The sequence below is a fragment of the Streptomyces sp. NPDC048565 genome, assembly GCF_040650935.1.
Classification (GTDB): Bacteria; Actinomycetota; Actinomycetes; order Streptomycetales; family Streptomycetaceae; genus Streptomyces.
On record NZ_JBEZIH010000026.1, the window covers coordinates 60,558 to 71,388 of the forward strand.

Sequence of the window (10,831 nt, forward strand, 5' to 3'; positions counted from 1 at the left end):
CTACAACTCCTGGATACGGACGTCGCGGTACGAGATCACGTCGGTGGTGCTGTGGACCTGGAGCCCGATGTAGCCGGAGGCGTACCGCCGGCCGTCGGTGCCCGGGTCGTCGTCCCGGGGCGGCTCGAAGAGCTGGCCGCCGTCGTTGTCGAACTCGTTGAGCAGGGTGCCGTTCCGGTAGATCGAGTAGTGCTGGTCCACCACCCGGATCTCGTAGTCGTTCCAGGTCCCCTTGGGCGTGACCCCGGCGCCGCCGAGGCCGACCCGGTCGAACCCGTAGACGGACCCCGTCTTGTACATGTCGCCGCCGGGCCCGTCATAGGCCTGGATCTCATGGCCGTACTTGATCGCGGCCCACTCCGGACGGGACTCCTCCGGAGTGTCGTGGACGTTCGGGAAGCGGACGAAGACCCCACCGTTGGCGTTGCCGCCTTCCGGGGCGTCGTCCCGCCACTGGAGCTTCAGCGAGAAGTCCCCGTACTGCCGGGACGGGAACCACAGCATCCCCATGCCGTCCACCGTGGTGGAGCTGGTGATCGAGCCCTCCTCCTCGTTCAGCGTGAACTGTCCGCCGCCGACCTGCTCCCACTTGGCGAGGGACGCGGCGGTTCCGTCGAAGAGCTTGCGGTAACCCTCGTCCTGGCCCGGCTTGCCGATGCCGGACTCCTTGGCCGCCTTGTAGATGGTCCTGTGCTCACGGTCGTCGACGACCCCGTCGGCGAGCAGCTTGTCCAGGACGGTGTCGACGTGCTTGAGGAACAGGGCGTGTGACGACCAGTCCTTCTCGTCCTCGATCAGCTCGTTGACCGTGCAGCGGTTGCCGGTGATCCGGTTGGGAACACCGGTGTCGACCGTGCCGACGATCACGGTCAGCCGTTCGTCGAACTCGGGGCAGTTGGGAGCGGGAACACCCCCGCTCTGCGCGATGGTGAACGAGGACTGCTTCGCCTCCGATGTGTTGCCCGCCTTGTCCGTCGCCCGGTGGGTGAACGTGTGATAGCCCACGCGGTCGACGATGACGGGGGAGGAGTACTCCAGATACGGGCCGCCGTCGAGGGAGTACTCGGCCTTGTCCACGCCCGAGTCCTCGTCGGTCGCGGTGAGGGTGGCCTCGGCGCTCGTGATGAACGCGCCGTCGGAGTTCTTGTCGCCCGCCACCGCCACGGAGGTCTCCGGCGGGGTCCGGTCCTGCGACGGCGGTTCGACGACGGTGAAGCCGGCGGACTTCTCCTCGGCCACGTTGCCGGACCTGTCGGTGGCGCGGTAGCGGACGCTGTGCTCGCCCACCTCGTGCACCATCACGGGTGCGGTGTAGGGCTGCCAGTCGCCGTCCGCCCCGATCGCGTACTCGATCGTGTTGACGCCGGACCCGGTGTCGGACGCGGTCACGGTGACCGTGGCCATGCCGAGGTAGGCGCCCGCGTCGTCCTGCTCGCCCGACACGGTCGCCGAGGTCTCCGGCGGGGTCTCGTCGTCCGTCGGCGGCGCGGCCACCTCGAAGTCGACCGACTTCTCCTCCGCCGCGTTCCCGGCCTTGTCGGTGGCGCGGTAGCGGACCGTGTGCGTGCCCACCTCGTCCACGACGACGGGCGTCGTGTACGGCTGCCATTCGCCGTCCGCCCCGATCGCGTACTCGACGGTGTCGACACCCGAGTCCGCGTCGGTCGCCGCCACGGCGACGGTGGCCTGGCCGATGTAGGCGCCGTCGGCGTTCTGGTCGCCGTCCACCGTCGCCGAGGTCTCGGGAGCGGTGGTGTCGTCGTCGCCACCGCCGTCCTCGGTCACCGTGAGGACACCCTGCATCGCGATGTGCCCGGGGATCGTGCAGTGGTAGAGGTAGGTGCCAGGCGTGAGCGTCACCTCGACGCTGTGCTTGCCGCCCTCGCTGTCACTCGGGTTGGCCAGGATGTTCACCTGGACGTCGCTGTTGTGCTCCGGGTCCGAGACGCTGAACGTCAGCGTGTGCGGCATGCTCGTCGTGTTGCCCGTGGCCACGCTGTTCTCGAAGACGAGGGTCGCGGGACCGGCCACCGCGGTCTCGGGAGCGGTCAGATAGTGGTCGATGGGGTCGCCGGCCGTCCAGGTGAGGACCTGGTCGGCGGCTGCCGCCCGGTCGTCGTCGCGACCGTAAGCGGCGGTCGAGGACAGTCCGATGACCATCAGGAACGAACCGAGCAGGGCGAGCCACCACCGGGCGGGCCCGTACCGCCGTCGCGCGAGGAGTGAAGGGTGTCTCACTGCGCTGCCGCCTTCCTGGCCAGGTCTGCGGCGGCCGGGGTCGGACCGCCGCCCTTGTACGTCACGCGCCACAGCGCGGACTCGGAGTCGGAGGTGAAGAAGCCGCGCCCGTAGTCCAGGACGTAGAGCGAGCCGTCCGGGGCGAACTTCCAGTCCATGAGGTTGCGGATACCGCCCTCACCGACCGGGATGATCTTCTTCAGGGACTCGGCGTGCGTCGGCAGGCCGCCCTTGCCGACCGTCTTCGGGTCGGTCAGCACGGCGTGACGCGGCTGGTCGTCGTCGTAGAAGTCACCGACGAACCACTTCCCGTCCCAGTACGAGGGCCACTTGGCCTCGCTGGTGCTCGCCTCGTCGTAGCGGTAGACCGGGCCGTTCATCGTGGCCTGGCCGCCGCCCTTGAGCCAGGGCAGGAGCTCCTTCTGGTCCTCGACCTTGTAGCTGGGGATGCCGTTCTCGTCGCGCGGGTAGTCGACGCCGCCGCCCTGGGGCGAGTACCAGATGGTGTTGCCGGTCACCGGCGGCAGGTTGACCAGGCCGTTGTTGTTCGGCGACTCGTTCTTCGGGGCGTCGCAGTCGTACCAGTCCAGCGGCTTGGTGGGATCGGGCAGATTGCGGTCCCGGTAGGGCTGCTTGTTGCCCATGCAGTACGGCCAGCCGTGGTTGCCGGCCTTGGTGATCGCCGCGAACGTGTCGTACTTGGCGGGACCCCAGGTCGTGCTGGGCTCGCCCGCGTCGGGGCCGACCCAGCCCGCGTACAGGGTGTCGGTCGCGGTGTCGACGGAGATACGGGCCGGGTTGCGCACACCCATCACATAGATCTCGCCGCGGGTCTTGCCGCCGCCCTCGTCCGGCTCGTCACCGGTGAAGAGGTTGCCATCGGGCAGGGTGTACGTGCCGTCGTCCTCGGGGTGGATCCGCAGGATCTTCCCGTTGAGGTTGTTGGTGTTGCCCGCGGTGCGGCGGGCATCGGAGAAGGACACGCCCTTGTAGTTCGGCTCCGGGTTGTTACCGGAGTAACCGTCGCTGAACTGCGAGGAGTTGTTGTCCCCGGTCGCGATGTAGAGGTTGTTCTTCGAGTCCCAGGCCATACCGCCGCCCGCGTGGCAGCAGCTGTGGATCTGGACCGGCCACTCCAGGAGCACCTTCTCGGAGCCCAGGTCCAGCTTGTTCGTGGCCTGGTCGAGGGTGAAGCGCGAGACCTGGCGCACCGCCATCTGCTTGTCCCGGTCGATCCTCGCGTGCGGGGTGTAGTGCAGATACACCCAGCCGTTGGTGGCGAAGTCCGGGTCCAGTTGGATCCCGAGCAGGCCCTCCTCGACCTTGACCAGCTCGTCGCCGCCGCCCTTGTTGCCGAAGACGCTCAGCTTGCCCGCGAGGGTGACCTCCTTCGTCTTCGGGTCGTAGACGTGTATCTCGCCCTCGCCCTTGCCGACGTCCGGGTCGTCCCAGTCGGTGACCACGGGCACGCTGCTGTCCGTGCCGCCACGCCCGATGTAGAAGATCCGGCCGTCCTTCGCCGTCACCAGACCGTGCGGCTCGCCGATCTGGTCGTTCTGCCCGGGCTGGTTGGGCTGCGTGAGCCGTTCGGCCGTGTAGTTGGAGTCGATGGTGGCCTTGCAGTCGGCCTGCGAGATGCGGCTCGTCCAGTCGAGCGCGCCGCGCAGATGATCACGGAAGTCGGTCTCGGCGAAGCTCGCCGCCGTACCGCCCATGGCGGTGTAGAAGGAGCGGCCGCCGTCGTAGTCGCGGCACCAGGAGACCGGGTGGTCCCAGCCGTTGGCGCTCTTGCCCGGGTCGTAGGTCAGCTCGCGGACACGGGCCACGGTGTGCACATCGCCGGACGGGTTGTTCTCCCAGTTCAGCCAGGTGTCCGGGCGCTTCCACTCCAGTGGGAGGCTCTTCGTCGCCGGGTGCTGCCGGTCGCCGATCTCCACGGTGGCACGCTGGACGTCCGTCGGGCTGTCCGCTGCCGGGCGGGCGCCGACCAGACCGGTGAACCAGTCGGAGTACGGCTCGGTGCGCGCCGCGTCATGGATGCCGAGGAAGCCGCCACCGGCCTCCATGTACGCCTCCAGGCCCGCCTCCTGCTCCGGGTCCAGCACATCGCCGCCGCCGGTCAGGAAGACGACCGCGTTGTACCTGCCGAGCTTCTTGTCGGTGAAGACCCCGGCGTCGTCGGTGGCGACGGTCTCGAAGCGCCCGGACTCCGGGCCGGTCAGCCCGATCTTCTCGATGGCCGCGATGCCCGCGTCCACGGTCGGCGACTCCTCGCCCGCCGTGGCGTGGAACACCAGCACCCTGACGTCGGCCCCGCCGGGCGGCGTGGGCAGGGACAACGTTGTCGCCATCCGTTCCTTGAGCTCCTGATCCGGCTGGGAGCTGGCGGTGGCCGCGTTGCCACCGAGCAGGGACGCGGTCAGGGCGCCTGCCGCCACGGCCGCCGCGATACCGCGGCGCGATCTGGACCTGTGATGTGGTGTGCGCTGCATGTGGTCACCCACCCCTCTGGGTCACTTCTCCGGTCACTTCTCTCGTCATCGCACCTCTGTGGTCACTGCGACAGCGCATGAAGCTAGACCTCTTTTCGTGGCTCGCCAATAGGTATGGCAGCAATCGAACGAACTTTGTCCTGAGTGTGGATAAACCAACGGGCCCCGGCTACCGTGTGGGCCGTCCACGGGTCAATGCGTCAGCGCGTCAGTTTCCGTCACGCAGTGGGGAGTTCGACATGGACCGCAGGACCTTCAACCGCCGGATGCTGGTGGGTGGCGGAGTGGTGGCGGCGACCGGTGTGACATCGATGTCGCTCGGCGCCGTACAGGCCACATCCGCGGAGAACCCGGCGAAGACGGCCCCCGCCGGAGGGACGGTGCGCCATCTCAAGCTGTACGCCGAGAAGCTGGCGGACGGTCAGCTCGGATACGGCCTGGAGAAGGGCAAGGCGTCGATCCCCGGGCCGCTCATCGAGATCACCGAGGGTGACACGCTGCACATCGAATTCGAGAACACCACGGATGTCGACGCCAGCCTCCATGTGCACGGCGTCGACTACGACATCGCGAGCGACGGCACCCGGATGAACCGCAGCCATGTCGAACCCGGCGGCACCCGCACCTACACCTGGCGCACCCACGCCCCCGGCCGCCGCAAGGACGGAACGTGGCAGGCGGGCAGCGCCGGCTACTGGCACTACCACGACCATGTCGTCGGCACGGACCACGGCACCGGCGGCATCAGCAAGGGCCTGTACGGGCCGCTCGTCGTACGCCGCGAGGGAGATGTCCTGCCGGACAGCACGATCACGATCGTCTTCAACGACATGACCATCAACAACAAGCCGGCGGACCAGAGCCCCGACTTCGAGGCCACCGTGGGCGACCGGGTCGAGGTCGTGATGATCACACACGGTGAGTACTACCACACGTTCCACATCCACGGGCACCGCTGGGCGGACAACAGGACCGGGCTGCTCACCGGCCCCGACGACCCCAGTCGCGTGGTCGACACGAAGATCTGCGGACCGGCCGACTCCTTCGGCTTCCAGATCATCGCGGGCGAACATGTGGGCGCGGGTGCCTGGATGTACCACTGCCACGTCCAGAGCCACTCCGACCAGGGGATGGCCGGTCTGCTGCTCGTCGCCAAGGCGGACGGCACGGTGCCGGACTACGACCCGCCCCACCACGCGGCAGGGGCCCACAAGCACTGACTCACACTCCGGCCGCCATCCGCTGCTGCTCCTCCTCGACGATGCGCCGGGCGAGCGCGCCGTCCGACACGTCGACGGCTTCGGGCGTCGCCTCGGCGACATCGCTGCGCCGCGCGTACGCGTCGAAGAGCCGGTCCTTGCGCGCCAGGATGTCGAGTATCCGCTGGTCCACACTGTCCACCGCGAGGAGCCGGTGGACCTGCACGGTCCGTATCTGCCCCATGCGGTGCGCCCTCGCCACCGCCTGATGCTCCATGGTCGGTTTGATCTGCGGCTCGCACAGGATGACCACCGACGCCGCCTGGATGTTGAGGCCGACGCCGCCGGCCTGTATCTGGCTCAGCAGCACCGCGTGCCCGTCCACCGCGCCGAAGGAGTCGACCAGCTCCTGCCGGCGCGCGGCCGGAACCCTGCCGGAGACGGGGCCGAACACCCCGTCGCCCAGGGCCTCCTGGACGGTGCCGAGCACCTCACGGAAGTACGAGAACACGACGACCTTGAGGCCGTTGGCCTCGGCCTCCGCGACGAGCTCGCGCAGCCTGTTCAGCTTCGCCGACGTCTCGGGGCGGGCGTACGCGGCACGGCGCATCCGCATGAACTGCCCCGAGCCGACCGCCTCGCGGTACGCGTCGAGGTCCGCCTCCGAGAACTCCTCCCACTCGTCGGCCTGTACCAGCGCCGGGAGTTCACCCAGGACGTCCTCCTGGTTGCGGCGCAGATAGGCGGGGGCGACGGCCCTGCGGAACGCGTGCGACCCCGCGACCCCGTGCGTGGAGGTCACGAGCGGAGCCAGCTCGGGCCGTAGCTGGCGCACCAGGCTCCGGAACTCCTCGACCCGGTTCTCCATCGGGGTGCCGGTCAGGAACAGCACCCGCTCGCTGTGCCCCGTCCAGCCGCTCACGGCCCGGGAGCGCCGGGTCTCGGGGTTCTTCACGAAGTGGGCCTCGTCCACCACCACCATGCCCGGCCGCACCCCGGACTCCGGGCCTCCCGGCAGCGTGTACAGCGCGTCGAAGGTGGTCAGGGCGACCCCGCCCCGCTCGCGCCACTCGTCGAACGCCCCCTGCCGCTCGGGGCCGTGCACCGGCACGGCCCGCAGCGTGGAGCGTGCGGTGACCTCGCGCCGCCAGTTGATCAGGACGCTCGCCGGGCACACCACCAGGAAGTGCCGCTCGCCGCCGGCCGCGAGATGGGCCAGCGCGGCGATGGCCTGCACGGTCTTGCCGAGCCCCATCTCGTCCCCGAGGATCACCCGCTTCTGGGCCAGCGCGAAGCGCGCGCCGAAGGACTGGTACCCGCGCAGCGAGACCCGCAGACGCGCGTCGTCGAGTCGCAGCCCGCGCACCCGCTCCGCGATCCCCGTGGGCAGGAAGCCCTCCGCCGCGTCCCGGTCGGGTCCGCTGCCGGACAGCTCGGCGAGCAGGCTGTAGTACTCGGCGGAGCGCAGCTCGAAATCGACCCAGGCCTCCGCCTCCGACGCGGGACCGCGCAGCAGGTCGACGGAGACCTGCCCGAACAGGGTCCGCAGTCCGCGTGCGTCGGCGTCCCTCGCCACCTCCCGTACGGAGGCGACAGCGGCGGGCGCCCGGCTGCCGGCCGCCCGCCCGGCGAAGAGCATCCGCAGCCGGCTCCGCGCCGGCGCGGCCGCCACGAGCAGCGGTTCCAGCTCGGTGGTCAGACGCCGGGCGGCGTCGACCGCCCGGCGCACGTCGGTGCCGCCCTCCACCAGCCGGTGCAGGGCGATGAGCAGCGCGGGCGTGGTCGCGTCCGGAGCGTCCATGTCTATCCGTACGGCGACGGTGTCCCGGACCGCGTGCGCGATCTGCCGCGCGGCCGCCAGCGCCTGGTCCGCCGTCTGCGCGCCGACGCCGGGAATCTGGCGGAGCTCGTAACGCCCGGCTCCGTGTACCCGGCCGACCGTCGTGTACCCCGCCTGCTCCAGCGCGCCGAGCCGCACCCGCCCCTGTGTGACGTCCGCGAGCCGGGCAATGGGGATCGCGGCCAGTTCGAGGCCGACCAGGGAGTCCAGCACGGGCGCGAGCGTGGTGCGCACGGCCTCGACGGCACAGTGGTGGTCGTCCAGCACCGTGCGGGCCGCCCCGACGAGCGTCCGGGCGTCGTCGAGCACCTCACGTGCGGCTCTTCCCGTGGGCCCCGCCTGAGTCATCTACGTCTACGTCCTTCTGTCCCCGGGCCCCGACGCCCCTCCGCGACCGGCGGCCGTCGCCCTCCCGGGCGCCTCCCATCGTGCCACGGGCGTGGTGCGGCGCCGCTGCTCACCTGGCGGGCCGTGCGCACGGCCGCACCCTGCGCATCGGGCTGCGTGGCCCGGCATGAGCCTGTTCCGGCCGGGCCACGGCACAGCGGTCGTCGGCTCCACGGCCCAGGTCGTCGAGCGTCTCGAGGAGTTCGAGGATCTGGGCGTCGACACCTTCGTTCTGTCCGGGAACCCGCTCCCGGAGGAGGCGTACAGGGTCGCGGTAACGGCGCTTCCGGCACTGGGTGTCACGCGCTGAGCGACCGGCCGGCCCGGGCCCGCACCGCCGTGGCGCGCCGGGCCGGCCTGGGCTGCGGTCGTCAGTGCCCGGTGCAAGACTCGAAGGGTGAGGGAAACGTCTGGCGTGGGCGACACGCGAGACACCTGGATCCGCCCGAGGAGCCATCATGCTCGACCCGTCCTTCGTCACCGGCGCACCCAACTGGATCGACCTCGGTACCCCCGACGTCGACGCCGCCACCACCTTCTACAACGGCCTGTTCGGCTGGGACCTGGTGCCGGGCGGCCCCGAGACCGGTGGATACGGCATGTACCAGCTGCGGGGCAGGACCGTCGCCGGTGTCATGACCGTGCCGGAAGAACAGGGGAAGCCCTCCTGGTCGGTCTACTTCCAGACTCCCGACGCCGAAGCCACCGCGCGGACGGTCGAGCAGGCCGGAGGCACCGCGGCCTTTCCTCCCATGGACGTCCTCGACTACGGACGGATGGGCGGCTTCACGGACGGCGCCGGCGCCTACTTCGGCGTCTGGCAGCCGGGGACGAACACCGGCCTCGGCATGATCATGGAGCCCGGCGCGTTCATCTGGTCCGAGCTGTACACCCCGGACGTCCCCGCTGCGGCCGCGTTCTTCCACACCGTCTTCGGATGGCAGACCGACGCCATGTCCTTCCCCAGCGGTGCGTACACGATCGTCCGCCCCGCCGACGGGGAGAGCGGCGACTCCGCCTTCGGCGGGATCGTGCCCATCGACTCGGTGCCGGGCCAGGCCGAGGCCGGGCCGCACTGGCTGCCGTACTTCGCGGTGGAGGACACCGACGCGACGGTCGCCACCGCTGAACGCCTGGGCGGCCGGGCCACCACGGCCGCCACGGACGTGCCGGAGGTCGGACGGGTCGCCACCTTCACCGACCCCGCGGGCGCGGCGTTCGCGGTGATCAAGCCGGCACCGAGGCAGTAGGGCGGCCGATGCGGCAGGGCGGCCGGAACGGCAGGGTGGCCAGGGCGGCAGGGCCGGGCCGACCAGGGCGTTGAGCGGTCGTTGATCACCTGTTTATCGGGGCCGGGCACGGTTGCCCCATGCCGATCAACACCGTGACCGACGAGCCCACCTGGCAGGAGAACGCGCTGTGCGCGCAGACCGGGCCGGAGTTCTTCTTCCCGGCGCCGGGCAGCTCCACCCGGGAGGCCAAGCAGCTGTGCAACGCCTGCGAGGGCCGGGTGGCCTGCCTGGAGTACGCGCTCGCCCATGACGAGCGCTTCGGTGTCTGGGGCGGGCTCTCCGAGAAGGAGCGGGAGCGGCTGCGCAGAGGCCGCTCCGGCAGCGGCTGAGCACCGGGGCGTGTGGGACGGCTGGGACGGCTCCCGTCAGGTGATGTGGAAGGTCTCGCCGTAGACCTTCCACACCAGCGGCTTCTTCAGTTCGAGGTTGCCGTCGCGCAGGAAGACCCGCTGTGCCGTGTCGATCCGGGTCGTGTCGCGCTGCATCGTGCGGTTCTTGATCGCTGCCCGGCTCGCGTCGAGGAAGGCGTTCAGATACGCCGTCTCGTCGCCACCCTCCGAGGCCGTGTCCGCGGACTCCATCGCGGCGTCGCGGATGCCGTAGAAGCCGTCCGCCTCGATGCCGGGCCCGTGCAGCACCATCGCGTCGTAGTAGATGAACTGGCCCAGGGTGCCGAGCCCGTCCATCTTCGCCAGCCGGACCGCCGGCTCGAAGTACAGCTTGTCGCGCGTCGTGTCCTGGGCCTTCCGGAAGGCCGGGTCCTTCGCGGCCAGGTGCCAGGCGTCGGTGAAACCGGGGTCGAGGCCCTCGTGCGAATCGGTTCCGTCAACGGCGCGCAGGGCGGGAAGGTACGAGGCCAGCGGGTTGTCCGGGTGCTTCTCGGTGTAGGCCTCGACCAGTTGAAGCATGTCGTTCGTACCGGAACAGAAGCCGATGATGCCGGCGGTGTAGCCGGTGCCGTCGCCGACGTCCTCGATCGCACCGTACTGGCTGCGCCAGTCCAGGGTGGAGGCCTCGGCGCTGGCGACCAGGCGGGACGCGGTCTCCTTCATCGCGGGCGCGGCGAGGCCGGGCGGCAGGTCGTCGATCTCGTCGGCCTGCTCGTCGGCCTGCTCGGCCGCGGCCGGCGCCGCCGTGGTGGATTCCTTGGGGCCGCCCGCCTGCTGGACGACCGTGGGCGGCTCCGAGTCGCCACGGCTGAACAGGATCGAAGCGGCAATGGCGATCGGTGCACCGAAAAGAACAAGACGCGTCACAGGTTTCACCCGCCACAGAGTACGTTCTGTGAAGCTGTGGGGGGAGACCTGTGTGCCCCATGTGCAGAGCGGCGGGGCGGCCCCGGCGAGGGGCGCCCCCCCGGGGACGCCGCCGGCCAGCCGAGAA

General features: G+C 70.2%; 7 protein-coding genes and 1 pseudogene. 4 read left to right on the forward strand and 4 right to left on the reverse strand.

Annotation, left to right across the window (positions count from 1 at the left end):
- Entirely contained in the window at positions 1 to 2,238 is a 2,238-nt protein-coding gene (locus AB0C75_RS27850; protein WP_362894471.1) for a family 16 glycoside hydrolase, read from the reverse strand.
- A complete protein-coding gene (locus tag AB0C75_RS27855) occupies positions 2,235 to 4,730 on the reverse strand; it encodes a ThuA domain-containing protein (RefSeq protein ID WP_362894472.1) in 2,496 nt (831 codons plus the stop codon). The genes AB0C75_RS27850 and AB0C75_RS27855 overlap by 4 nt, the downstream gene beginning before the upstream one ends.
- 239 nt (positions 4,731 to 4,969) lie before the next feature.
- On the opposite strand from AB0C75_RS27855, the gene AB0C75_RS27860 reads away from it, so the two are divergent.
- Positions 4,970 to 5,950: a multicopper oxidase domain-containing protein gene (locus AB0C75_RS27860; RefSeq protein ID WP_362894473.1), complete on the forward strand. Its 981-nt coding sequence runs from the start codon at positions 4,970 to 4,972 to the stop codon at positions 5,948 to 5,950.
- A 1-nt stretch (position 5,951) separates the two neighbouring features.
- Here the strand turns inward: AB0C75_RS27860 and AB0C75_RS27865 are convergent, their stop codons facing one another.
- Positions 5,952 to 8,117, reverse strand: coding sequence for a DEAD/DEAH box helicase (locus AB0C75_RS27865; RefSeq protein ID WP_362894474.1), 2,166 nt, complete (start codon positions 8,115 to 8,117; stop codon positions 5,952 to 5,954).
- Positions 8,118 to 8,274: 157 nt separating this feature from the next.
- On the opposite strand from AB0C75_RS27865, the pseudogene AB0C75_RS27870 reads away from it, so the two are divergent.
- The 3 genes and pseudogenes from AB0C75_RS27870 to AB0C75_RS27880 form a co-directional block, all read left to right on the forward strand.
- Positions 8,275 to 8,466 (forward strand): annotated as a pseudogene (locus AB0C75_RS27870) (alkanesulfonate monooxygenase); the annotation flags it as partial.
- A 148-nt stretch (positions 8,467 to 8,614) separates the two neighbouring features.
- Positions 8,615 to 9,406, forward strand: a complete 792-nt coding sequence (locus AB0C75_RS27875; RefSeq protein WP_362894475.1) for a VOC family protein — start codon at positions 8,615 to 8,617, stop codon at positions 9,404 to 9,406.
- A gap of 119 nt (positions 9,407 to 9,525) precedes the next feature.
- Entirely contained in the window at positions 9,526 to 9,777 is a 252-nt protein-coding gene (locus AB0C75_RS27880) for a WhiB family transcriptional regulator (protein ID WP_362894476.1), read from the forward strand.
- A 36-nt stretch (positions 9,778 to 9,813) separates the two neighbouring features.
- Here the strand turns inward: AB0C75_RS27880 and AB0C75_RS27885 are convergent, their stop codons facing one another.
- Entirely contained in the window at positions 9,814 to 10,704 is an 891-nt protein-coding gene (locus tag AB0C75_RS27885) for a chitosanase (RefSeq protein ID WP_362894527.1), read from the reverse strand.
- Positions 10,705 to 10,831 lie beyond the last annotated feature (127 nt).

Coding starts and splice junctions, on each gene's coding strand:
- AB0C75_RS27855 (WP_362894472.1), bottom strand. CDS start 4,730: ATGCAGCGCACACCACATCACAGGTCCAGATCGCGCCGCGGTATCGCG.
- AB0C75_RS27865 (WP_362894474.1), bottom strand. CDS start 8,117: ATGACTCAGGCGGGGCCCACGGGAAGAGCCGCACGTGAGGTGCTCGAC.
- AB0C75_RS27880 (WP_362894476.1), top strand. CDS start 9,526: ATGCCGATCAACACCGTGACCGACGAGCCCACCTGGCAGGAGAACGCG.
- AB0C75_RS27875 (WP_362894475.1), top strand. CDS start 8,615: ATGCTCGACCCGTCCTTCGTCACCGGCGCACCCAACTGGATCGACCTC.
- AB0C75_RS27860 (WP_362894473.1), top strand. CDS start 4,970: ATGGACCGCAGGACCTTCAACCGCCGGATGCTGGTGGGTGGCGGAGTG.